This window comes from Streptacidiphilus sp. MAP12-16 (genome assembly GCF_041262165.1).
Classification (GTDB): Bacteria; Actinomycetota; Actinomycetes; order Streptomycetales; family Streptomycetaceae; genus Streptacidiphilus.
On record NZ_JBGCBY010000043.1, the window covers coordinates 1 to 20,501 of the forward strand.

The 20,501-nt window shown below is 70.4% G+C and carries 24 protein-coding genes, 1 tRNA gene and 3 pseudogenes; 18 read left to right on the top strand and 10 right to left on the bottom strand.

Annotated features, from left to right (window positions below; translation table 11 throughout):
- The 4 genes and pseudogenes from ABIA33_RS35615 to ABIA33_RS35630 all read left to right on the top strand — a co-directional run.
- A pseudogene (locus ABIA33_RS35615) lies at positions 1-393 on the top strand (RNA helicase); the annotation flags it as partial.
- Positions 394-594: 201 nt separating this feature from the next.
- Positions 595-667, top strand: a tRNA-Lys gene (locus tag ABIA33_RS35620).
- 181 nt (positions 668-848) lie between these two features.
- Positions 849-1,025, top strand: coding sequence for a hypothetical protein (locus ABIA33_RS35625; RefSeq protein WP_370087883.1), 177 nt, complete (start codon positions 849-851; stop codon positions 1,023-1,025).
- A gap of 105 nt (positions 1,026-1,130) precedes the next feature.
- On the top strand, positions 1,131-1,331 hold the full coding sequence (locus ABIA33_RS35630; RefSeq protein WP_370087885.1) for a hypothetical protein: 201 nt from the start codon (positions 1,131-1,133) through the stop codon (positions 1,329-1,331).
- A 152-nt stretch (positions 1,332-1,483) separates the two neighbouring features.
- On the opposite strand, the gene ABIA33_RS35635 is transcribed toward ABIA33_RS35630, so the two are convergent.
- Positions 1,484-1,720 (bottom strand): hypothetical protein, encoded by a 237-nt coding sequence (locus ABIA33_RS35635; RefSeq protein ID WP_370087887.1) that lies wholly within the window; start codon positions 1,718-1,720, stop codon positions 1,484-1,486.
- Between the two features lie 290 nt (positions 1,721-2,010).
- Between ABIA33_RS35635 and ABIA33_RS35640 the strand changes: the two genes are divergently transcribed.
- Entirely contained in the window at positions 2,011-2,646 is a 636-nt protein-coding gene (locus ABIA33_RS35640; RefSeq protein ID WP_370087889.1) for a class I SAM-dependent methyltransferase, read from the top strand.
- Positions 2,647-2,683: 37 nt separating this feature from the next.
- On the opposite strand, the gene ABIA33_RS35645 is transcribed toward ABIA33_RS35640, so the two are convergent.
- Together ABIA33_RS35645 and ABIA33_RS35650 are read right to left on the bottom strand one after the other, a co-directional pair.
- Positions 2,684-2,989 carry a hypothetical protein gene (locus ABIA33_RS35645; RefSeq protein ID WP_370087891.1) on the bottom strand — a complete coding sequence of 102 codons (306 nt, stop codon included), beginning with the start codon at positions 2,987-2,989 and terminating at the stop codon, positions 2,684-2,686.
- Positions 2,990-3,028: 39 nt separating this feature from the next.
- The gene (locus tag ABIA33_RS35650) at positions 3,029-3,271 is read right to left on the bottom strand and encodes a hypothetical protein (protein WP_370087893.1); all 243 of its coding nucleotides are present in this window, start codon (positions 3,269-3,271) and stop codon (positions 3,029-3,031) included.
- A 206-nt stretch (positions 3,272-3,477) separates the two neighbouring features.
- Between ABIA33_RS35650 and ABIA33_RS35655 the strand changes: the two genes are divergently transcribed.
- A complete protein-coding gene (locus ABIA33_RS35655) occupies positions 3,478-3,897 on the top strand; it encodes a CBS domain-containing protein (RefSeq protein WP_370087895.1) in 420 nt (139 codons plus the stop codon).
- A gap of 83 nt (positions 3,898-3,980) precedes the next feature.
- Here the strand turns inward: ABIA33_RS35655 and ABIA33_RS35660 are convergent, their stop codons facing one another.
- Positions 3,981-4,184, bottom strand: a complete 204-nt coding sequence (locus ABIA33_RS35660) for a cold-shock protein (RefSeq protein ID WP_188282568.1) — start codon at positions 4,182-4,184, stop codon at positions 3,981-3,983.
- Between the two features lie 358 nt (positions 4,185-4,542).
- A pseudogene (locus ABIA33_RS35665) lies at positions 4,543-4,722 on the bottom strand (catalase-related domain-containing protein); the annotation flags it as partial.
- 172 nt (positions 4,723-4,894) lie between these two features.
- Between ABIA33_RS35665 and ABIA33_RS35670 the strand changes: the two are divergent.
- The 8 genes and pseudogenes from ABIA33_RS35670 (at position 4,895) to ABIA33_RS35705 (ending at position 10,039) form a co-directional block, all read left to right on the top strand.
- The gene (locus ABIA33_RS35670; RefSeq protein WP_370087898.1) at positions 4,895-5,311 is read left to right on the top strand and encodes an ATP-binding protein; all 417 of its coding nucleotides are present in this window, start codon (positions 4,895-4,897) and stop codon (positions 5,309-5,311) included.
- A gap of 156 nt (positions 5,312-5,467) precedes the next feature.
- Complete coding sequence (locus ABIA33_RS35675) at positions 5,468-6,547, top strand: molybdopterin-dependent oxidoreductase (protein ID WP_370087900.1); 1,080 nt, start codon at positions 5,468-5,470, stop codon at positions 6,545-6,547.
- A complete protein-coding gene (locus ABIA33_RS35680; protein ID WP_370087902.1) occupies positions 6,544-7,362 on the top strand; it encodes a hypothetical protein in 819 nt (272 codons plus the stop codon). The genes ABIA33_RS35675 and ABIA33_RS35680 overlap by 4 nt, the downstream gene beginning before the upstream one ends.
- 218 nt (positions 7,363-7,580) lie before the next feature.
- A pseudogene (locus tag ABIA33_RS35685) lies at positions 7,581-7,733 on the top strand (fasciclin domain-containing protein); the annotation flags it as partial.
- 95 nt (positions 7,734-7,828) lie between these two features.
- A complete protein-coding gene (locus tag ABIA33_RS35690) occupies positions 7,829-8,416 on the top strand; it encodes a sigma-70 family RNA polymerase sigma factor (protein WP_370087904.1) in 588 nt (195 codons plus the stop codon).
- The gene (locus ABIA33_RS35695; protein ID WP_370087906.1) at positions 8,413-9,189 is read left to right on the top strand and encodes an anti-sigma factor domain-containing protein; all 777 of its coding nucleotides are present in this window, start codon (positions 8,413-8,415) and stop codon (positions 9,187-9,189) included. Before ABIA33_RS35690 ends, ABIA33_RS35695 begins: the two co-directional genes overlap by 4 nt.
- Positions 9,190-9,239: 50 nt before the next feature.
- On the top strand, positions 9,240-9,479 hold the full coding sequence (locus ABIA33_RS35700) for a helix-turn-helix domain-containing protein (RefSeq protein ID WP_370087908.1): 240 nt from the start codon (positions 9,240-9,242) through the stop codon (positions 9,477-9,479).
- Positions 9,480-9,481: 2 nt separating this feature from the next.
- Complete coding sequence (locus ABIA33_RS35705) at positions 9,482-10,039, top strand: Clp protease N-terminal domain-containing protein (RefSeq protein WP_370087910.1); 558 nt, start codon at positions 9,482-9,484, stop codon at positions 10,037-10,039.
- 70 nt (positions 10,040-10,109) lie between these two features.
- On the opposite strand, the gene ABIA33_RS35710 is transcribed toward ABIA33_RS35705, so the two are convergent.
- Positions 10,110-11,801 carry an LCP family protein gene (locus tag ABIA33_RS35710; RefSeq protein ID WP_370087912.1) on the bottom strand — a complete coding sequence of 564 codons (1,692 nt, stop codon included), beginning with the start codon at positions 11,799-11,801 and terminating at the stop codon, positions 10,110-10,112.
- Positions 11,802-12,159: 358 nt separating this feature from the next.
- Here ABIA33_RS35710 and ABIA33_RS35715 point away from each other — a divergent pair, with 358 nt between their 5' ends.
- The 3 genes from ABIA33_RS35715 to ABIA33_RS35725 are packed head-to-tail and all read left to right on the top strand — an operon-like array spanning position 12,160 to position 14,653.
- Positions 12,160-13,347, top strand: a complete 1,188-nt coding sequence (locus tag ABIA33_RS35715; protein ID WP_370087914.1) for an ABC transporter ATP-binding protein — start codon at positions 12,160-12,162, stop codon at positions 13,345-13,347.
- Entirely contained in the window at positions 13,347-13,985 is a 639-nt protein-coding gene (locus ABIA33_RS35720; RefSeq protein ID WP_370087916.1) for an ABC transporter permease, read from the top strand. Before ABIA33_RS35715 ends, ABIA33_RS35720 begins: the two co-directional genes overlap by 1 nt.
- Positions 13,982-14,653: an ABC transporter permease gene (locus tag ABIA33_RS35725; RefSeq protein WP_370087918.1), complete on the top strand. Its 672-nt coding sequence runs from the start codon at positions 13,982-13,984 to the stop codon at positions 14,651-14,653. The genes ABIA33_RS35720 and ABIA33_RS35725 overlap by 4 nt, the downstream gene beginning before the upstream one ends.
- Before the next feature lie 39 nt (positions 14,654-14,692).
- On the opposite strand, the gene ABIA33_RS35730 is transcribed toward ABIA33_RS35725, so the two are convergent.
- The 4 genes from ABIA33_RS35730 to ABIA33_RS35745 all read right to left on the bottom strand — a co-directional run bounded on the left by ABIA33_RS35730 (position 14,693) and on the right by ABIA33_RS35745 (position 19,092).
- Positions 14,693-15,331 carry an ATP/GTP-binding protein gene (locus ABIA33_RS35730; protein WP_370087920.1) on the bottom strand — a complete coding sequence of 213 codons (639 nt, stop codon included), beginning with the start codon at positions 15,329-15,331 and terminating at the stop codon, positions 14,693-14,695.
- Positions 15,273-15,653 carry a DUF742 domain-containing protein gene (locus ABIA33_RS35735; protein ID WP_370087964.1) on the bottom strand — a complete coding sequence of 127 codons (381 nt, stop codon included), beginning with the start codon at positions 15,651-15,653 and terminating at the stop codon, positions 15,273-15,275. The genes ABIA33_RS35730 and ABIA33_RS35735 overlap by 59 nt, the downstream gene beginning before the upstream one ends.
- A 365-nt stretch (positions 15,654-16,018) precedes the next feature.
- Positions 16,019-16,486, bottom strand: coding sequence for a roadblock/LC7 domain-containing protein (locus ABIA33_RS35740; RefSeq protein WP_370087966.1), 468 nt, complete (start codon positions 16,484-16,486; stop codon positions 16,019-16,021).
- Between the two features lie 32 nt (positions 16,487-16,518).
- Positions 16,519-19,092 (bottom strand): ATP-binding protein, encoded by a 2,574-nt coding sequence (locus ABIA33_RS35745; RefSeq protein ID WP_370087922.1) that lies wholly within the window; start codon positions 19,090-19,092, stop codon positions 16,519-16,521.
- A 378-nt stretch (positions 19,093-19,470) separates the two neighbouring features.
- On the opposite strand from ABIA33_RS35745, the gene ABIA33_RS35750 reads away from it, so the two are divergent.
- Entirely contained in the window at positions 19,471-20,427 is a 957-nt protein-coding gene (locus ABIA33_RS35750) for an ABC transporter substrate-binding protein (RefSeq protein ID WP_370087924.1), read from the top strand.
- The last annotated feature ends 74 nt before the right edge of the window (positions 20,428-20,501 follow it).

The window sequence follows — 20,501 nt, forward strand, 5'->3', positions numbered from 1 at the left end:
GCCGGTGGTGGTTACAGCCGTGACGACCGTGGTGGCAGCGGCAGCCGTTCCTTCGGTGACCGGGACAACCGTTCCGCTGACAACCGTTCCGGTGGCTTCCAGCGCCGCGACGACCGCCCGAGCGCCGGCGGCGGCAGCCGTTCCTTCGGCGACCGTCCGGCGCACGGCGACCGTCCCTCCTACGGCGGCAGCCGTCCCACCGGTGACCGCAACAGCCGTCCGGCGTTCGGCCGCCGCGACGACCACCGCCCGGCCGGGGGTGGCAGTCGCTCCTTCGGCGACCGCGACAGCCGTCCGGGTGGCTTCCAGCGCCGTGACGACCGTGGCGGCAGCAGCTACAACGGCGGCTCCACCGCCGGCGGCGACCGCAACAAGCCGCGCTGGAAGAACTGACACATAACGCGACGGGCACCAACTGAGGTGGCCAGGTAGCTCAGAGGGCCGCTTGCTGCACCGGGACACCGGTGGAACAAGCGGCCCTCCGCCGTTGGCGGCCGCCCGTACCGCGCGGCGGGGTAATCCGGTGGCGAGCGCGGGCGTAGATCCAGGTACGCTTCACTCGGCAGGTTGCCGTCTCGGACGGTGGTGCTGTCCGGGCCGCTAGCTCAATTGGCAGAGCTGTGGACTTTTAATCCATAGGTTGTGGGTTCGAGTCCCACGCGGCCCACCCTGCGATGGAGCCTCCACCAGGACCTTGGTGTCCGGTGGGGGCTTCTGCGTTGTCGGGTCGTCAGGCGCCGATGACTGGTTCTCATCTGTGTCAAAGAGATGCCACAGGGGATCTCCAGATCCGCTGCCTAGCGTGGTCCGCGTCGAGAGCACGCAGGCTGCGAGCAGTGGAGGACGCGATGAGCGGGTACGACCGGATGAGCCTGGCGATGCGTCTGCTGCGCAGCCCGTGGACCCTGGTAGGTGTGGCTGCCGCCGTCGTGCTGGGTCCGTCGGCGGCTACCGTTGCCGCCCTGGAGCAGGCCAACACCGCGCCGCAGAATCACGCCACCGCGCCGGTCGGTGACCGCTCCTGAGCGGTGGCCCCGGCATCCGTCGTGAGTGACCGTCACAAGCACCCTGTCCCCAGGCTGGTGGGCGCGGTAGCGTCTGGCTCCGGCTCCGAGGCGGAGGGCAGGGCGATGGACGGGCACGACGGGCGAGATACACCGCGAAATGCCCTGCTCGACCCCAGGCTGGCGGGCGCGGGTGGCATGCTGATCGCGGCTGCCGCTCTGGCCTGGATCGTTGCGCAGGGGATTCACCATGATGCTGTGCCGCCGCCGAATCACGGCGGCGCGTCGTCGTCTGCGGCCGTCACCGTCGTGACGCCCGCGCCCTGATCCCCTCGCCGTGCATCACAAGGAGCCAAGGACTGGGTGGGCGTCCCGGTCATTTGCGCGGGGCGGTGGCCGCGGCTCGCCGAGAGGGCACTCGACCACGTCACCCCCTGACGCCCTGGCTTCCTTACCCCGGCAACCGTGCTCGGCTGGGGCTAGCCTCGCGAAGCTGCTTCCCCTCGGGTTCGGCGGCGGCGGAGCGTGCTGGCTGTGCCGACGAGGGCCATGAACATGCTGCCGCCCAGCAGCCAGGGGAGGTGGGCGGTCAGCGAGGGGTGGGGCGTCTGGAACATCCACTCCGTTGCTTCTCCGAGCGATCCGCCGCTGAGCGCGGCTCCCCATGCGATGAGGAAGATCGTCCAGCCGCTTCGGGCGCGCATCCAGTCATTCACGCCGCACATCATGCACCTCTGTCCCCTCGGCTGTCCCCTCGGCGGCGAGCGAGGGTGGAGGGCTGAACAGGGGCGTTGCCGCCGCGCTGCGAATGCGTGCTTCCGCCGACGTACCTTGGCGATCGTGCCAGTCGGCCTGCGCGTTGGTCCCCCCCACCAGCTACGGGACCCGATAACCGGCCCGAGAGGCGGTTCCTCTTCGTACGTTCGGCTTCGCTACGCGCAGCGTCTGGCGGCCGATCCGCGATCATGGCATCGCGTCTGTCGGGGTGCCATTCTGGAGACGAGCCATGGAGGTCGCGATGGGCGTCTACGCCGAGCGAATCGTGCCGCGGATCATCAATTCCGTCTGCGGGATCGCGGCGGTCGAACCGCTACGGCGCCGAGTCTGCGAGGGGCTGTCGGGCGAGGTCGTCGAGATCGGGTTCGGTTCGGGGCACAACGTTCCCTTCTATCCGCTGACGGTCACCCGGGTGGCCGCGGTCGAGCCGTCCGATCTGGGATGGAGACTGGCCGGTGAGCGAGTGAGCGCGGCAAGCACACCGGTGGAGCGCGTGGGTCTGGACGGCCAGTCGTTGCCGTTCGCGGACAACACCTTCGACGCCGCCCTCTCCACCTGGACGTTGTGCACCATTCCGGATGCGGACGCCGCCCTCCGCGAGGTGCGGCGCGTTCTCAAGCCCGGAGGGGCCCTGCACTTCCTCGAGCACGGTCTGGCCCCGGAAGAGGACGAGAGCGTGCGCCGCTGGCAACGACGCCTGGAGCCGATGGAGAAACGGCTCCTCGACGGCTGCCACCTCACCCGGCCGATCGTCGAGATGCTCACGACCGCGGGTTTCACCGTCACCGAACTCGAGGCCTTCTACGAGAAGGGTGCGCCCAAGCCATTGGCCGCGGACTCGCTCGGTATCGCCCTCTCGCCCTAGCGACGCCCGTCCTGGACCAGGACAGGCGTGAGCCTGCTCAGCCCGTGCGGGCGACGGCGCCGGCTGCGACGTCGAAGAGGGCGAGTTCGGGATCGGCGCCCGCGTCGCGGAAGAGCTTGGGCGCCGCCGGGCCGTCCAGGGAGGCGCGCATCGCATCGAGGGCTGCTCGGTCCCGCCACAGTGTCTGGATCCGCCAGCGTCCGTCCGGTCCGCTCAGCAGTTCGGTCCGCACCAGTCCGTCCGGCAGAGGGCGCGCGACGAGGTCGCGGTAGGCCGCGAGAAAGTCCGCCTCGCGTTCCGTCCTGACGACGCCGCTGACCTCGGTCAGTACCTGTCCCGTCATGGTCCTCACCTCTCCCCGTTCACGCTACGCGGCAGGCGGTCACAGCGCCCAGGTGTGGGCGTCGCCGCCGATCCACAGCACGTTCCCCGGTGCTTCGAGGTCGAGGTCCGCGAGTCCGGCGCGGCGGCAGAACTCCGCGACGTCCCGGAGCGAGTGCGCCTTGCCGACCTGCACGCCCAGGATGTCCACGCGTCGGAAGGGGGGAGTGGCGTCCACGACGGGGTGGACGACTACGTGCGCGTGATGGCTGTCGTCGTGCGGGTGGGTGCTGCTGTCGCTCATGCGACCAGGGTCGTGGTGTTGTGCCCGATCCGCAGCCGGTACTGGGCCGGACGTGCCTGCGCCCGGCCCCCGTCACCCGTTCGGGCCACTGCGGTCGCCGACGCCCTCGCACCGCCGTGAGGCTGGGCACGCCGTGGGCTCGGTGCCCACGGTCCCGGAATCATGGCAGCCGCGCCGCCCCGGCCGGCGCCGAGGAGGCAATTGCAATGACCAACGCCCGAGACATGATGCACAGCGGCGCGCAGAGCATTCCCGCGACGGAGACGCTCACCCGCGCCGCGATGATGATGCGCCAGCTCAACGTGGGCGCGCTCCCGATCTCCGACAGCAACGACCGGATGTGCGGGATCGTCACCGACCGCGACATCGTGGTCATGTGCGTTGCGGCGGGCATGGACCCCGCCAAGATGACCTGCGGCGAACTCGCCCAGGGCACGCCGCGCTGGATCTCGGCGGACGCGGACCTCAAGGACGTCCTGGACATGATGGAGTCCCACCAGATCCGCCGCCTGCCCGTGGTCGAGAACAAGCGGCTGATCGGCATGATCAGCGAGGCGGACCTCGCGCATCATCTGACGGATGCCCAGCTGCACGAGTTCGTCGAGAAGGTCTACGCCGGCCGGTAGCCGGTAGCCGGTAGCCGGTAGCCGGTAACGGCGAGACGCCCCGCACCAGGAGGTGCGGGGCGTCTCGCCGTTCAGACCTGTGATCAGGCCGGAACGATGTTCTCCGCCTGCGGGCCCTTCTGGCCCTGAGTGACGTCGAAGGTGACCTTCTGGCCCTCCTGGAGCTCACGGAAGCCCTGGGCGCTGATGTTGGAGTAGTGGGCGAAGACGTCGGCGCCGCCGCCGTCCTGCTCGATGAACCCGAAGCCCTTTTCGGCGTTGAACCACTTAACGGTGCCGCTGGCCATGCTGTTCTCCTTGCGAGGGCAGTCGCACCCGGGCCCGCATCGTGCGGGCACCGTGTCACCGACCCTGCCTGCTCGCAACCGGATCCCGGACAGAACAATGCCCGTGATCGCGATCACGGGCGAGTGGGACTCGGGAACCACGACTGCTACTGCGCCCCAAGCTACCCGTTGTCGGGGAACCCCGCTACGAGACTCAACGACGGCATGCCGAAGAGGTGCGCAGAAATGACCCGCACGGAGCCTCCCGGCGAGTACCGAGCGAGCGAAAACCGCCCCGCCCGGTCGGCCCGGTCACCGATTCGGCGATGATCGATGAGGCTGTCGACCGGGCGGGCGTGTTGTCCGTGTCGGGCGGCAGCTACCGGTTCACGTCGGCAGCGATCCGTTGGCCGAGGGCCTTGTCGATGGTGGACCAGTACGGGAAGGCCCGCTTCAGCACGGGCTCGGATACCCGGTTGCACAGGTGCCCGGCCACGTTCGACGCCAGCCGGTCCCGCGCGGCGTCGTCGAGGACCTCGCGCACCATCGTGCCCGCCTGGCGCTGATAGCGGAGGGGGCGTCGTTATGGACCATTTCGGCAGAACATGCCTCCCTTCGAGCGGTATAGGCCGTTCTCTCGCAGTGCGCCCCGCCGTCGCCGACTACCGTGTGAACGTGATCATTCACCCAGAGCGCGGGCGCGCCACGGGCGAAAGGGCGGAGGGGGCCTCGTGAGTGGGCCTCTCGAGCTGCCGTCCATCCGGATGGAGTTCCCCGGGGAACTCCCCTGCGTGCGGGAGGCGCGCCGTCACATCGCCGGGCTGCTGCGCGGCAGTCCCTTCGAAGCGTCCCTCGACGATGCGGTGCTGCTGGTCAGCGAGCTTGTGAGCAACGCCGTCCTGCACACCCGCTCGGGGGGCGCCGAGGGCCGCTTCGTGGTGGAACTCGCCCACCCGGGAGAGATGGTGCGGATCATGGTCCATGACCAGGGCAGCCATCGGGTGCCGACGATGCGACCGGGCTCGGGGGAGGGCGGCCGCGGACTCGGTCTGGTCGACGCGCTCGCCGACCGCTGGGGCGCGTACGGCGGACACGATGGACGCTGCGTCTGGTTCGAGCTCCGGATGCCCAAACCGCCGCCCTCCTGAGCCGGCCTCCTCGACTGCCGTAGGACTTCCGTAAGCAGGCAAAACGTCGTTCTGGGCCCCCTGGGAATGTCTCATGGAGATGTGCCCAGACAACCGTTTCCGTCCTTGCCGCCCGGGTTGCACCCGGCGGCGCTGCAGTCCGCTTTCCGCTCCAAGTTGCACGAGCCGCGGACCGCCGTGGTGATCGGCCGCTGGCTCGGCGCGGCCTTCCTGATCTGTTTCGCCACCGGTCTGATCAGTCATGGGCTCCAGGACCCGCCGGGATGGCTGCGAGACCATCTGCCGAGCCGTCCGGTGAACGGTTATCGGATCACCCAGGGTCTGCACGTGATCAGCGGCATCGCCGCGATCCCGCTGCTCGGCGCGAAGTTGTGGACGGTGTATCCCAAGCTCTTCGTCTGGCCCCCGGCCCGAAGCGTGCTGCAGGCACTGGAGCGCCTCGGCATCGTGCTGCTGCTCGGCTCGGCACTGCTGGAGCTGTTCACCGGGCTGCTCAACACGCTGCAGTGGTACCCCTGGCCGTTCCCGTTCCGGCAGGCCCACTTCTGGTTGGCCTGGATCGCGATCGGCGGCCTGCTGTTGCACATCGGCGCCAAGGCGCCGGAGATCGCCGAGAACTGGCGGCGGGTCCGCGAGGCGTCGCCGGAGCGGCGGGCGTTCCTCACCGGCGTGGCCGTGTCCGTGCTGACGGTCACCGCGGTCACCGCAGGGCAGTCGGTGCCTTGGCTGCGGCGGCTCGACCTGCTCGCGCCGCGGCGGCCCGACCTCGGACCCCAGGGGCTTCCGGTCAACCGCACCGCAGCGGCGGCCGGGACCGAGATCACCCCGACCAGGGCGAACGACTGGCGGCTCACTGTCGCCGGGCCGCGAACGTACACGCTCACGCTGGACGAACTCGCCGCGCTGCCGCAGTACACGGCATTGCTGCCGATCGCCTGCGTCGAGGGCTGGAGCGCATCAGCGTACTGGACCGGCGTCCGCGTGCTGGACCTGCTGGAGCGGGTCGGCGCTCCGGCGACGGCGCGGCTGCGAGTGGTGTCGCTGGAGCGCTACGGCTCGTACCGGGTCACCGAGATGGAGGCGTCCTACGCCCACGACCCGCTGACCTTGCTGGCACTGCGGGTCAACGGCGAGGTGCTGGCCGCCGACCACGGCTATCCGGCGCGGATCATCGCTCCGGACCGGCCCGGTGTGCTGCAGACCAAGTGGGTCTCGCGGCTGGAGGTGATCGCATGATGATCCGGACGCTGGTTCGGGCGACGGCTCTGGCCGGGGGACTCGCGTTGGTCGGGTTCGGAGTCCAGGGGTTCCTCAGCGATCCGTATCTGATGCAGCATCATCTGGATGTGCCGCTGTGGGCGGGCGGTGCGATCGTGCTGCATGACGGGGTGTGGATCCCGGTGGTGCTGTTGGCGGGCGTGCTGGCGGCCCGGCTGGTGCCGTCGCGGGTGCGGACGCCGGTACGGATCGGGCTGATCACCGCGGCCGCGCTGACCGCGGTCGGCCTGCCGGCGGTGCTCCGCGAGCACGACCACAACGGCAACGCCACGCTGCTGCCGCTGCCGTACCTGCGGAACTGGCTGCTGCTGCTCGCGGCGGTCGCGGTGGCCGTCGCGGTCGCATCGGCGGTGACGGTGGTCAGGCATCGCCCACGACGCGGGCTCGTTCCCGGGTCCGCGCCCGCGCACGCGCCCGCGCGAGGAAGCGGCGCGGAGCCCGACCGGGGTGCTGCGCGGACTCCCGCCCCGGCGCCGCAGTCCGCGCCGATTCCTGGCCCTGCGCCAACACCTGCACCTGCCACGGCCCCCGCCTCCGGGCCGAGACCCGCGCCCGAACCGGCGCCCGCGTCCGGGCCGGGGCTCGCGTCCGAACCGGGGCCCGCGCTCGCCCACCCACCTGCGCCTGCACCCGCCGCCGCGCCCGATCCCGCGCCTGGTCCTCTGCCTGAGCCCAGTGCAACCCCCGTGCGCACCCCAACGCCTGGGCCCGGCGCAGCCCCCGTCCCGGCGGAGCCAATCCAAGACGCCAACAGCTCCGAATCGGAGGTGTGAGCGGAAACCGAGGCAGAACGGACCAATCCCGCGGCGCGAGACCGCATCGGCCGCGCTGCGCCCGCCTGTTCCGGGCCGTGCTCGGCGCGCTCAGTGGGCTGGTCGCGGCTCTCGCCGCGCTGGCGACGGCGGAGTTGGCGGCGGCGCCGATCCGCTCGCAGGCGGGTCCGGTCACGGCGGTGGGCGGTGCGGTCATCGACCGCACCCCGGCCGCCGTCTACACGACCCTGGAGAAGCAGTCCCTGATGACCTCGGGCAGCGGAGAATCGTTCAAGGTGAACGATTCGGTGAACGTGGTCTGCGGGAATGTGCAGACGGCGAACGCCAATGTCGAGATCATCGACACGGTGCTGACGCCCCCGATCGGCTGACCCCCGGAGAGGGCCGAATTTCCGTACGATCGGACCAATCCGCTCCGGTTCCGGCGACGAATCAGTGATGCGCCCTCGACCCTCCGGAGGAACCCATGCATGCGGCAGCACGTGGCGACCGCCCCGTGGCTCCTCGCCCCGGTGCCCTGGAGACGCTGCTCGACCGCGTCTCCAGGGGGGACCAGCAGGCCTTCGAGACTGTTTACTCGGCGGTCGCCGGCCCTGTGCTCGGCCTGGTGCGCAGGCTGCTCCGGGACCCGGCGCAGTCGGAGGAGGTGGCCCAGGAGGTGCTGGTCGAGGTCTGGCGTTCCGCTGCCCGCTTCGACCCCGACCGGGGCAGCGCGATGTCGTGGATCATGACACTGGCCCATCGACGCGCCGTGGACCGGGTCCGCTCGGCCCAGGCCGCGACCGACCGCGAGCACCGCGCGGCGGTCCGCGACCACACGCCGGCCTACGATGAGGTCAGCGAACAGGTGGAACGCCGTCTGGAACGCGAGCAGGTGCGCCGCTGCCTGGGTTCGCTCACCGAGCTCCAGCGAGAGTCCGTTCTGCTGGCCTACTACCGCGGCTGTACCTACCAGGAGACGGCCGATCTGCTCGGCGCGGCCCTCGGCACCGTCAAGACCCGACTCAGGGACGGACTCATCCGGCTCCGCGACTGCCTGGGGGTGACTTCATGACCAGTGCCGATCTGCACACGCTCACCGGCGCCTACGCACTGCACGCCCTGTCTGATCGCGAGTCGGAGGAGTTCGCCCGGCACCTCGCCGTCTGCCCGTCCTGCGCCCAGGAGGTGCGGGAGCTCCAGGAGACCGCCGCGCGGTTGGGGCTGGCAGCGGCGGAGGTGCCGACGCCGGAGTTCCGAGCCCGGGTGATGGCCGCGCTGCCCGAGGTACGGCAGCTGCCCCCGCTGGTGCCCGAGGCGTCGGACCTGTCGTCCTGGCGGCTGCGCCGGCTGCGCTGGCAGCGTCGGATGCCGCAACTCGCGGTCGCTGCCTGCCTGCTGATCGCGCTGGTCGCCGGCGGGATCGCGGTGAACGCGCAGCACGAGGCGACACAGCAGCGGTCTCGTACCGCGCAGGTGGAACAGCAGGCGGAGGCGCTGAGCGCGCTGCTCGCCGCCCCCGACGCGAGCTTCCGCACCGGCGCAGTGAAGGGCGGTGGCAGCAGCACGGTCGTCACCTCGCGGGCGCTGGGGCAGACGGCCTTCGTCTACCACGGGCTGCCGCTCCTGCCGGACGCGCATGTGTACGAGCTCTGGTTCAGCAAGGGTGGCCAGATGGTCCCGGCCGGGCTGGTGCCGGCGACTCCGGCGGCCGGCGCGCAGGTGCTGGCCGGTGCCCAGCTGCTGGTCGGGACCTCCAACGGTGCGGCGGGCGTGGGCGTGACGGTGGAACCGGCAGGCGGGTCGCCCAAGCCGACGAGCGCGCCGGTGATGCTGGTGTCGATCTAGGACTGTCAACGATGGTTGACGCTGGGTATCTGTCAACGTACATTGACAGCATGAGCGAGACCAGACAGCTCGCGGACGATGCGGGCAGCAGAGATCCGGCTGTGGGACTCCGGGCCGTGCGGGCCCTGCGCGACCTCGCGGAGCGGCTTGAAGATCTTCAGGTCGGCAACGCGAGGGCGCAGGGCTGGTCCTGGCAGGAGATCGCCGCCTGCCTCGGCGTCAGCAGGCAGGCCGTCCACAAGAAGCACTCCCGGCGTGCTCCGGGACCGTTCGGAAGGGGTGTGGAGTAGCCATGTTCGAACGCTTTACCGATGCCGCGCGCGGGACCGTCGAGTTCGCCGGGACCGAGGCGCGAACCCTGCACCACGACTGTCTCGGCACCGAGCACCTGCTGCTCGGCCTGCTGCACCAGCCCGACGAGCCTGCCGTCGCGATACTCGTGCGAGCCGGGCTCGACCTGGCCACGGCGCGCAACGCGGTCCAGCGGCTGCTGAGCGGGCGCAGTCTGCCGGACGCGGCCGCGCTGGAGGCCATCGGCATCGATCTGGACGCGGTCACCCAGCGCGTCGAGGCCACCTTCGGCGCCGGCGCACTGAGCCGTCCTGGTGGCAGGTCCGCCGGCGGACGGACGAGGACCGCTACCAAGCGGATCGGGTTCACAGGCCGGGCCAAAAAGGTCATGGAGCTCTCCGTGCGCGCCATGCGGGGCCGTGGCGACGACCACATCGGTACCGGCCACATCCTGCTCGGCCTGCTCCGTGAGGGCGGCGGCCTGGCCGTGGACGTACTCCGCGACCACGGCTTGGACCTGGCCGAGGTCGAGCGCGCGGTCGAGGCCGAAGCGATCTGACCGTGCCCGGCCTAGATCTTCAGCACCCTCCTAGGGTCTGTCCGGCCGGACAGACCCTAGGGGCCCAGGACTAGGGCGCGGAGACGGGGACGTCAGGGCTACGGCTGAAGGCCTGTATGGGCGTCATGCCCACACCGTTCAGCTGCACCGTGTACTGGGTGCTGACCGGGACGCAGGTGTTGGTCTGGTCACCGGTCTGCGCATGCGAGTTGTTGAGCGCGACCGAGGTGTTGACCGGCGCGGGGGAGGAGGCGCCGCCGGAGGTCGCGGAGAAGGTGGTGCCGGAGGTCCAGTCGGACCCGATCACCAGGACCAGTCGCGAGCTCGTGCCCTGCTTGATCGCCGAGGCGGGCAGACCCAGGCTGGCGGCGACCTGCTTCGCGTTGTCCTCGTGACCCGCGCCGTAGTAGAGCGCGCTGGTGGAGCTGCTGCTGGGAGCGTTCGCGGTGGTGCTGTTGGAGCTGTAGCCCTGGGCTACCAGTCCGTCACGAACTGTGGTCGCCCGCCCGGTCCTGCCGCTGCCGTTCTCCACCCTAACCGCCAGGTCGCCGTTCGGAACGGTCTTGGCGGCGGCCGTCGTCGGGGCGGCCGGCTTCGCGGCGGCCGAGGCCGAGGCGGAGGCGCCGGCGGCGGTCTTGGCGCCGCTGTCGGTGGTCAGCGACTGGTCGTTGATGATGGTGGTGAACAGCGTCTGCGCGCCGGGCCCCAGCAGCACCCGGGAGCTGTTGTTGGGGTCCGGGTAGTTCTGCATCGTGGTGAAGGTCATCCGGCTGGTCGGCACCTTGTGCAGGTCATCAGCCAGCCCGAGCAGCTGGGGTATGCCGGCGAGCCCGGTGTCGACCGTGAGTGCCTTGGTCGCCGCCTGGGCCAGACCCAGCACCGCGACCGGGTTGGTCAGCGTGCCCGCGTTCTTCAGCTTGTTCATCATCTGGGTCAGGAAGGTGTGCTGGGCGTAGGTGCGGCCCAGGTCGCTGCCGTCGCCGAAGCCGTGCCGGGTGCGGACGAACTCGAGCGCCGCCATGCCCTTCAGGGTGTGGGTGCCCTTGGCCAGCTTGAGGTGCGAGTACGGGTCGTAGACGTTGTTGTTCACGCAGACGTTGACCCCGCCCACGGCGTCGGACATGCTCACGACGCCGCTGAAGTCCACCATCGCGAAGTGGTCGATGGGGACGCCAGTCAACTGGTGGATGGCGGCGACGCTGCAACCGGGTCCGTACTGCAGCGCGCTGTTGATCTGACCGAGACCGCCGTCGGTGTGGGTCTTGGTGACCGGGTCCGTGCAGGCGGGGAGTTGGGTCATCAGGTCACGGGGGATGCTCATCACCGTGGCGTTGGAGCGGTCGGCGGAGACGTGGACCAGCATCTCCACGTCGGCGTTGGCGCCCGGGCCGCAGTCGCCGCCGATCTTGCAGTCGGTCGGGTTGTTGCGCCCGTCCGAGCCGATGACGAGCATGTTTATCGGGGTGCGGCCAAAGGCGTCGGCCTTCTCCACACCGGCGGAGCCGCTTGTCCCGCCGAACAGCGGGACGCTCTTGATGTTGCCGTTCAGTTGCACGTAGATGTAGGTACCGGCCGCTGCGGTCACGGCCACAATGGCCGCGGTGGTTATCGCTATCACCTTGAGCGGTTTCTTACGCTTGCGGCCCTTGCGCGCGGCCGCCCGGCCGCCACCCCCCGAGCCGACGGCGTCGCTCACCGCTCCGGACGCACTTCCGCCACCACGTCGGGCTGCGGCACGGCCGCCGATCCTGGTGTCGCTCATGGTCACATCCTTGGTGCGCCGCACGGTTGGGTCGGCCGCTCGGTGAGGTGAGCCCGAAGGCTCCTGGTCGGAACGCGTCGTCTGTGTACCGCTGTGCCCCCAGTGGCCGCGCGGCACAGGAGGTATGACTGCGTTCCTCCGCTGACCGGTTCCACGGTTGCGCAATGTAGCAAGCGTTCGTGAGTAATACATAAGGACGATGCGACGAGTGGTGCCCCGCAGGTGTAAGGGTCCACTCTGCCAGACGATCGGCCGCCCCCCGACCGCGGGGTCGAACTATTGCTCGTTGACGCGCGTACCAGCGGTCTCGGAAAATGAGGGTCCGTTACTTTGGCGTGCCGAAGGGTTATGTACGGCTTTGATACTGATCGATTCTGTGACGAAGCGGTACCCGGACGGCACCACCGCAGTGGACCGGCTGACCTTGGAGATCCCGGACGGTGCCATCACCGTTCTGGTCGGCCCTTCCGGTTGTGGCAAGACCACCACCCTCCGAATGATCAACCGGATGATCGAGCCCAGTGAGGGCAAAATCACACTCGACGGCAGGGACATTCGCGAGCAACCGGTCAACGCGCTTCGCCGCTCGATGGGTTATGTCATCCAGCACGCCGGACTGTTCCCGCACCGCACCATCGTCGAGAACATCGCCACCGTCCCCCGCCTGCTCGGCTGGGACCGGGGGCAGGCCCGCAGCCGCGCGCTGGAGCTGATGGAGCGCGTCGGGCTCGACCCGTCCCTCGCCAAGCGCTATCCCTACCAGCTCTCCGGCGGCCAGCAGCAGCGCGTCGGCGTCGCCCGCGCCCTCGCGGCGGACCCGCCGGTGATGCTCATGGACGAGCCCTTCTCCGCCGTCGACCCCGTGGTCCGCAAGGGCCTCCAGGACGAACTGGTGCGAATCCAGGCGGAACTGGGCAAAACCATAGTCTTTGTGACGCACGACATCGACGAGGCCATCAAGATCGGCGACATGGTCGCGGTGCTCCGCGAAGGCGGCCGGCTCGCCCAGTTCGCGCCACCGGCCGAGCTGCTGTCGGCGCCCGCCGACGCCTTCGTCGAGGACTTCCTCGGCCTGGACCGGGGCATCCGCCGCCTGTCCTTCTTCACCGCAGCCGGGCTCGAACTCACCGCGCTGCCGATCGTCGCCGTGGACAGCACCGCCGAGCAGATCGCCGCCCGCGCCGTGCCGCAGACCCCCTACCTGCTGGTGACCGACACCGAGGGCCGCCCGCTCGGCTGGGCCGACGCCAAGGACCTCGTGGCAGGCAGCAACACGCTCATCCCGTACGGCCACAGCTTCGTCGCCGGACGCGACTCGCTGCGCGCCGCGCTCGACTCCGCGGTGCTCTCGCCGACCGGTTGGGCCGTCGCCGTGGACGAGGACGGACGGGCCGTCGGCGTCGCGGCCCAGGAGACCATCGCCGCCGCGATCCGCGCCGCGCACGCCGAACTGCCGTCTTACGTACGCGACCCCGGCGGCACGGACCCGGCCGGGAACCTCGCTTCCAACCCGGGTGAGCCCACCGATCAGGAAGTGAAGGCCTGATGGGTGGCTTCTTCCGGATCCCCAGTGACCTCCAGCACAGCTATCTCGGCCTGGTCGGCTGGCATCTGCAGGAGGCGCTGATCCCGGTCCTGTTCGGCCTGCTCATCGCGCTCCCGCTGGGCCAGCTCTGCGCCCGCTACCGCTGGCTCTACGCGCCCATGCTGGGCATCACCACCGTCTTCTACGCCCTGCCGTCGCTGGCCTTCTTCGTCGTCCTGATCGACTACACCGGCCTCAGCGACACCACGGTCGAAATCCCGCTGACCGTGTACAGCCTGGTCGTCCTCATCCCCGCGATCATCGACGGCGTCCGCTCCGTGCCGGAGGAGACCAACGCGGCCGCGACCGCCATGGGCTTCGGCCCCGTACGCCGCTACCTGCAGGTCGACCTGCCCATCGCGGTGCCCGCGATCTTCGCCGGGTTGCGCGTCGCCACCGTGTCCAGCATCAGCCTGGTCAGCGTCGGCGCGCTGATCGGCAACGAGGGCGCCCTCGGCAACCTGCTGGCGGACGCCAACTTCTACCACCGCCCGATCCTGGCGTGGAGCTCCGTGGTCACCACCGCCGTCCTGGCGATACTCATCGACGGCCTGCTGGTGCTGCTGCGCCGGCTCCTCACTCCCTGGGCGGTGCGGTGAACCTGCTCCACTTCGTCAACGCGTTCTTCAACGACAGCGCGCGCTGGCACGGCGCCGACGGCATCCCGCAGCGCCTGTGGGAACACGTCCAGTACTCGCTGATGGCGCTCGGCATCGCCGGCGCCATCGGGCTGCCGATCGGACTGGTCACCGGGCACACCGGGCGCGGCGGCAACGTGCTGGCGCTGCTCGCCACAGCGGCGCGGGCGCTGCCCAGCTTCGGCCTGCTGGTGCTGCTGACCATCCTGATGGGTCTCGGACTGACCCCGGTCATGGTCCCGCTGGTCGCCCTCGCCGTACCGCCGATGCTGGTCACCACCTACGAGGCGGTACGCACGGTGGACCGCTCGCTGGTGGACGCGGCGCGCGGGATGGGCATGAGCCCGCTGCGCGTCCTCTGGCAGGTCGAGGTCCCGGTGGCGCTGCCGCTGATCCTCAGCGGCATCCGGTCGTCGGCGATCCAGATCGTCTCGACGGCGACCATCGCCGCGTATGTCTCCTTCGGCGGGCTCGGCCGGTACATCGTGGACGGGCTGTACCAGGTCGACTACGTGAAGGTGGTCGGCGGGGCGACTCTGGTGGCGGCCCTGGCACTGGTGACGCTGGGTCTGTTCTGGTTGGCGGGAAGGGTGTTCGTCTCGCCGGGCGTGCGGCGCCAGCAGCGCTAGCCGGACGGTCTGCGGTCGGCTCGCCAGGCTCGCGACCGGCTACCGCCCCGCGCGCTCCAGCGCCAGTTCCAGCACGACCAGCAGCGCGTCCCGGACGGAGCCTCGCTCGCGGGCGTCGAAGAGCACCAGCGGCACGCTGTCCGAGATATCCAGTGCCCAGCGCACCTCGTCCAGGTCGTGGCCCAGACTGCCGTCGAAGACGTTGACGCCCACCGCGAACGGCAGGCCCTTGTTCTCGAAGTAGTCGACCGCGGCGAAGCAGTCGTCGAGGCGTCGGGTGTCGACGATGACCAGGCCGCCGAGGGCGCCCTCGACCAGGTCGTCCCACATGAAGCCGAAGCGGTCCTGGCCCGGGGTGCCGAAGAGGTACAGCTTCAGCGTCGGGTCCAGGGTGATGCAGCCGAAGTCCATGGCGACCGTGGTGGTGGTCTTGTGCGGGGTGTGTGTCAGGTCGTCCACACCCGCGGCGACCGCGGTGATGCTGGCCTCGGTGGTCAGCGGCTCGATCTCGGAGATCGCGGCGACCGTGGTCGTCTTGCCCACGCCGAAGCCGCCGGCGATCACCATCTTGACCGGGAGCGGGGGCCGGGCCGGCCCGGCGGGCCCGGCCGTGGCGGGGCTAGGCAGGGCGGTTGTCACGCGGAAGCCCTCGGGAGTCGGGGACGGCGCGGAGACCATCGATAACCCTTCGCAGTACGGAAACGTCTTGGGCGGTGCTGGCCTGGGGTGCGTACACGGCCAACTGCCGGGCTGTGCGCAGGTCGTCGGCGATGACCCGGACCACGTTGAGGTGCAGCCGCAGCCGGGCGGCGAGCTCGGCGAGGGACTGCGGAGTGCGACAGGCGGCGACGATCGCATGATGCTCGAAGGTGAGCCCTCCGGGTCCTTGCAGCGCCGCCAGCCCCTCGGCGGTGGCGACGACCTGGGTTTCCAGCGGTAGCGGCGGAGCGGTGGTGTCGGCGCGCGCACCGGCTCCGGCCACGCGCCCGGCGGTGAGCAGGAACGGGCGGACGGCGAGGCTGCTGCGGTCGGTGAGGGCGCTGGGCTCCGGAGGTGGCGGCGGCGCCGGGTCGTGCGTGGCGGTGGGGGCGGGAGGGGGAGCGGGAACAGGTGTGGGAGCGGGTGTGGGCGCGGGTTCCGGCAACGGCTCCGGGATCGGTGCGGCGGCGGGCGGCGTTGGCGGTGCCGGGGGGTCGTCGGCCATGACGTAAGGGCGGAGGGGACGGATGACCCCTGGGTGCGGGGAGCCGTACCCGCCCTCGGCGGTTACTGCGCTGGCCACCATGGTCGTCCTCTCCAGCTCGCCCCGTGTGATGACGCGCCGTCAATCGGCGCGTCAGGTAACAGTATTCCCCTGCCGGCGGCTCAGCCGCTCGCAGTGGCGCCGACCCCGTTCTTCAACTCGATGATCAGCTGCGGGCTGAGCGCGGCCCCGGCCCGGTTCGCGAACAGGGTCATCTCGTAGGCGATGTTGCCGAGCTTGGCCTCCTTGGAGGCCACCACGCCCAGCACGGAGCCGTTGCCGATGGAGGAGACCAGGAGGTGTCCGCCCTCCAGATCGATGATGACCTTGTTCAGCGCGCCCAGGCCGTAGTTGCCGGACGCCCCGGCGGCGAGGCTCGTGATGCCGGAGACGATCGCCGCCAGGCGCTCGGAGTCCGCAGGGTCGCGCAGCCGGGAAACGGCGATCAGCAGACCGTCAGAGGAGACGGCGATGGCGTCCACGACTCCGGCCGTCTCCGTGGCGAAACGGTTCAGCAGCCAGGTGAAGTCGGCCGCGGCGGTTCTCAGGTCGCCGGGGTCGGCGGTACCCGCTGCGTCGCTGCTGGCCAGGGGATCGGCGGCTGCGCCGTTCGTGGGCGTGGTCACGGTCCCACTCCTTCCGGAAGTTCTTCTGGTGCTGTGCTCGTGCTCGGGGTCTGGGCAGTGTGGTGCATGGTGCGGAGATCGGTGAGCGTGCTGTCGCGCTCGGCGCGGTCGACCGCGGCCTCGAACTCCTCCAGCGAGGAGCGCACGGCCTCGGCGTCGACGTCATGGCGGGGCGTCGAGGGGATGACCTCGGACCGGGCCGTGGTCGCGGACGCGAGGGTGGCACCGCGAACCCGGCGGCGCAGGGTGCCGCCGGGTTCGGAGGCGGCCGGCCGGGCCGAGTTCGGGGCGGCCGGATCGGCGGCGGGTGTGTGCGCGTGGACGGGGTCGTCCGCCGGGCGCCGGACCGTGCGGCGGGGCAGCTCGCCCTCGGCCGCGGGCACGGTCGCGGTCACCGGAGCCGGGATCGCAGCCGGGATCGGAGTCGAAGCCGGGGCGGGGATGGGAGTCGTGGCGGGGGTCGGCGTCGAGGCCGGTGTGGGTTCCGGTGCCGGAGCGGGCTCGGGTGCGGGCTCGGCGGCCTGCAGGGTCAGTGCGGCCGGGGGTGCGGGAACGGTGACCGGCGCCGTGGGAGCTGCCGTGGTGATCAGCGAGGACGGGACGGTCACCAGGCTCGTCACGCCGCCCCCCGGGGTACGGGACAGGGTGACCGTGATCCCCCAGCGCCGGGCCAGGGTGCCGACCACGAAGAGTCCGAGCACCTTGGTCGGCACCAGGTCGAGCCGCTCGCGGCGGACCAGCCGGGCGTTCTCCTCGGCGAGGCGGTCCGATCCCATGCCGAGCCCGTGGTCGACGATCTCGATCGCCGCCCGTCCGCCGGCCGCGCTGCGCACGGTGACTTCGACGTTGCTGTGGGCCGGGGAGAACGAGGCGGCGTTCTCCAGCAGTTCGGCCAGCATCAGCACCAGGTCGCCGACGATGTCCGGCGACACGGTCGCGTCCGTCTCGGCGTGCAGGGCGACCCGCTGGTAGCCCTCGATCTGCCCGAGCGCGGCCCGCACGACGTGGGTGACGGCGGCGGGCCGTCCGTCCAGTTCCGACTCGCGGATGCCCGCGAGCAGCATCAGGCTGTCGGCGTTGCGCTGCATACGGACGGCGATGTGGTCGATCCGGTAGAGCTGTTCGAGCAGCTCGGGGTCGGTCTCACCGCGCTCGACCGCGTCGATGAGGGCGAGCTGCCGCGTGGTCAGGTTGCTGACGCGGCGGCCTATGTTGCCGAACATCTCGGCGATGTTGCGGCGGCTGGTGACCTGCCGCTCCAGCAGCCCGGCCGCGGTGACCTGGACCTGGTTGAACGCGGCGGCCAGCGCACCGAGTTCGTCCTCGGCGAGGACCGGCACGGCCTCCAGTCGGGCCGGACTCTCGTCGAGCGAGTCGTCGTCGGCGACCCGGGCGAGCTCCCGCTCGGAGACGTCGGCGACCTTGCGGGCGGCGGTGGTGAGCCGCTGGACGGGCCGCACGACCGAGTGCCTGATCAGTACGGACAGGGTCACCCAGGTGACGAAGATCAGCAGGGCCAGAGCGAGCAGCAGGATGGCGCGCAGCCAGGCCGCCGACGAGGCGCTGTCGGCGGAGGAGGCGATCTGGAGGGTCAGCGACCGGGTGATGTTCAGCCGGGTGGCCGCCTCCCCGACGATCCTCGGGTAGGTGGTGTCGACCTGCGGTGCGGCTGCCCGCATCGACTGGCCGGTGGACGCGGTCTCCATCGCCCCGGGGTCGACCTCCAGCGCCGCGAACTGCTGGTCCAGGTAGGCCTGGTCGCCGTTGTGCTCCATGCCGCCGAGCACCGGGACCTGGGCGGGGTTCGCCAGCTCGCCGAACCGCTGCACCTGGTAGTCGAACTGGTGGCGGGCGCCGACGGCGGCGAGGAACTCGATCAGCGCGTTGGAGTCGCCGGTCTGCGCGGACAGCAGGCTGGTCTCGTAGGCCGCGTGGGCGGTGTCGGCGCGCAGCAGTGCGTCCAGGGTCTCGGTGAGCGGGGCGTCACCGCCCTGGCGTGCGGTCAGTCCCAGCCCGTCGATGAGGGCGTCGGCGGAGGGGCCGTACGCGGAGTCGATGATGTCGGCGGGCAGTTGCCCGGCGCTGATCTGGTCGCGTATCGAGACCAGGCTGTCGAGTTGCTGGAGGGCCTTGTCCTCGGCAGCCGGGAGTGCCGCGCCGAAGGTCTGCCGGACGAGCATGGCCTGGCTGTTGGTGACATGTTCGGCGGCGAGGAAGGCGTCGACCGCCGGGGCCGACTCGTTGTCCCTGCGCCGGTCGAAGCGGGCCCACAGCAGCAGGGCCTGCTGGTGCTCCGCCTGGACGTCGTCGACCAGCTGGGCGACCTGGGCGCTCGCACGGATCAGGTCCGCCTGGTCGCCTGCCGTCTGGGCCTGGCTGATCTGGCTGTTGACGACGACGCCGAAGAGTACGGAGATGACCACGACCGGGACGGCGACCAGGACGTTGAGCTTCTGCCGGAACGGCACCCGGTCGAGGCGCCTCCCGAGCCGGCTGCGGACGCCGGAACTCGGCAGGTCGAGTGTCGAGGGTGCGTCCGATGGCGCTGTGCGCGCGTCCTGGCGGGACAAGCGAATCTCCTCGATCGGCTCCGGCGGCCGGTATCTGACGGTGGCTCGGCCCGAACCGGAACGTTCTCGTCGAATACGTGACCGTGCGGAGACTACCGGCTGCCGGGGGCCCTTGTAGAGGGTGCTTGTGAACATTGTGATACGAAGTCGCCAAAGTCCTTCCCCGGCTCCCGCGAAACCCCTCAGTATCACTGGCCTACGGACGTTGAGGACGCAGGTCAGGCACGGGGCAGGGGCTCGGCTGACACCGATCGGCGATTGGACGTCAGTTGACTGGCCTTGCGGCGAGCGGATTTGATCGTCCGTGAGTTACGACCCAGGTCGTTATGTCGTACTGCCCGCGCACCGCACGCTCCTCCTCACCTTCGGAATGGAACAGTGACTACTACCGGTACCAGCGGCCGTCCCACTCGCATAGCCGCCGCCCTCATCGCCTCTGCCGCCGCCGTCTCCCTCGCAGCCTGTGGCTCCTCGACGAAGTCCGGCAGCAATCCGCTGGCCGCGCCCTCGGCTTCGGCGGGCGGGGCGATCACGGTCGGATCCAACAACTTCCCCGAGAGCATCCTGCTCGCCGACATCTACGGTGAAGCACTCAAGGCCAAGGGGCTGCAGGTCACCTACAAGCCCAACATCGGCAGCCGTGAGGTCACCTACGGCCTGCTGAAGAACGGCACGCTCACCGTCATGCCGGAGTACAACGGCTCGCTGCTGGCGTACCTCGACAAGGCGGCCGTCCCGACCAGCGAGCAGGACACCGACACCCAGCTCAGTGCGAAGCTCGCCCCCGGTCTCGAACTGCTGAACCCGTCCACGGCCGAGGACAAGGACTCGCTCACGATCAACGCGACCACCGCCAGCACCTACAAGCTGACCGCCGACTCCAGCATCGCGGACCTGGCCCCGATCGCGGACAAGCTGACGCTGGGCGCGGCGCCCGAGTTCCAGACCCGCCAGGAGGGAGTGCTCGGTCTGAAGTCCGTCTACGGTCTGACCTTCAAGGGCTTCAAGGCCCTGGACGCGGGCGGCACGCTCACCGAGGCGGCGCTGACGAAGAACGACATCCAGGTGGGTGACATCTTCACGACGGACAGCACGATCAGCGCCCAGAAGTGGATCACCCTCAAGGACCCGAAGAACCTCTTCGGCTTCCAGAATGTGATCCCGGTGGCGCAGAAGTCGGCGCTGCCGCAGAACGGCGTGGACGCCCTCAACGCGGTGTCGGCGAAGCTGGACACGGCGACGCTGCTGGACCTGGACACCAAGATCGGCAGCAAGGGCGCGGACCCGCTGGCCGTCGCCGACGACTGGCTGAAGTCGGTCGGTCTCGCCTCCTGAGGCCCGCCGGTCTCGCCGGCGGCGCTGGTCGCCTCGACCACGCCGGCAGCGCCGGTCGCCTCATCACGTCAGGG

Coding starts and splice junctions, on each gene's coding strand:
- ABIA33_RS35645 (WP_370087891.1), bottom strand. CDS start 2,989: ATGACGGGACAGGTACTGACCGAGGTCAGCGGCGTCGTCAGGACGGAA.
- ABIA33_RS35630 (WP_370087885.1), top strand. CDS start 1,131: ATGGACGGGCACGACGGGCGAGATACACCGCGAAATGCCCTGCTCGAC.
- ABIA33_RS35700 (WP_370087908.1), top strand. CDS start 9,240: ATGAGCGAGACCAGACAGCTCGCGGACGATGCGGGCAGCAGAGATCCG.
- ABIA33_RS35720 (WP_370087916.1), top strand. CDS start 13,347: ATGGGTGGCTTCTTCCGGATCCCCAGTGACCTCCAGCACAGCTATCTC.
- ABIA33_RS35680 (WP_370087902.1), top strand. CDS start 6,544: ATGATGATCCGGACGCTGGTTCGGGCGACGGCTCTGGCCGGGGGACTC.
- ABIA33_RS35625 (WP_370087883.1), top strand. CDS start 849: ATGAGCGGGTACGACCGGATGAGCCTGGCGATGCGTCTGCTGCGCAGC.
- ABIA33_RS35650 (WP_370087893.1), bottom strand. CDS start 3,271: ATGAGCGACAGCAGCACCCACCCGCACGACGACAGCCATCACGCGCAC.
- ABIA33_RS35730 (WP_370087920.1), bottom strand. CDS start 15,331: ATGGTCTCCGCGCCGTCCCCGACTCCCGAGGGCTTCCGCGTGACAACC.
- ABIA33_RS35705 (WP_370087910.1), top strand. CDS start 9,482: ATGTTCGAACGCTTTACCGATGCCGCGCGCGGGACCGTCGAGTTCGCC.
- ABIA33_RS35690 (WP_370087904.1), top strand. CDS start 7,829: ATGCATGCGGCAGCACGTGGCGACCGCCCCGTGGCTCCTCGCCCCGGT.
- ABIA33_RS35710 (WP_370087912.1), bottom strand. CDS start 11,801: ATGAGCGACACCAGGATCGGCGGCCGTGCCGCAGCCCGACGTGGTGGC.
- ABIA33_RS35640 (WP_370087889.1), top strand. CDS start 2,011: ATGGAGGTCGCGATGGGCGTCTACGCCGAGCGAATCGTGCCGCGGATC.
- ABIA33_RS35660 (WP_188282568.1), bottom strand. CDS start 4,184: ATGGCCAGCGGCACCGTTAAGTGGTTCAACGCCGAAAAGGGCTTCGGG.
- ABIA33_RS35695 (WP_370087906.1), top strand. CDS start 8,413: ATGACCAGTGCCGATCTGCACACGCTCACCGGCGCCTACGCACTGCAC.
- ABIA33_RS35655 (WP_370087895.1), top strand. CDS start 3,478: ATGACCAACGCCCGAGACATGATGCACAGCGGCGCGCAGAGCATTCCC.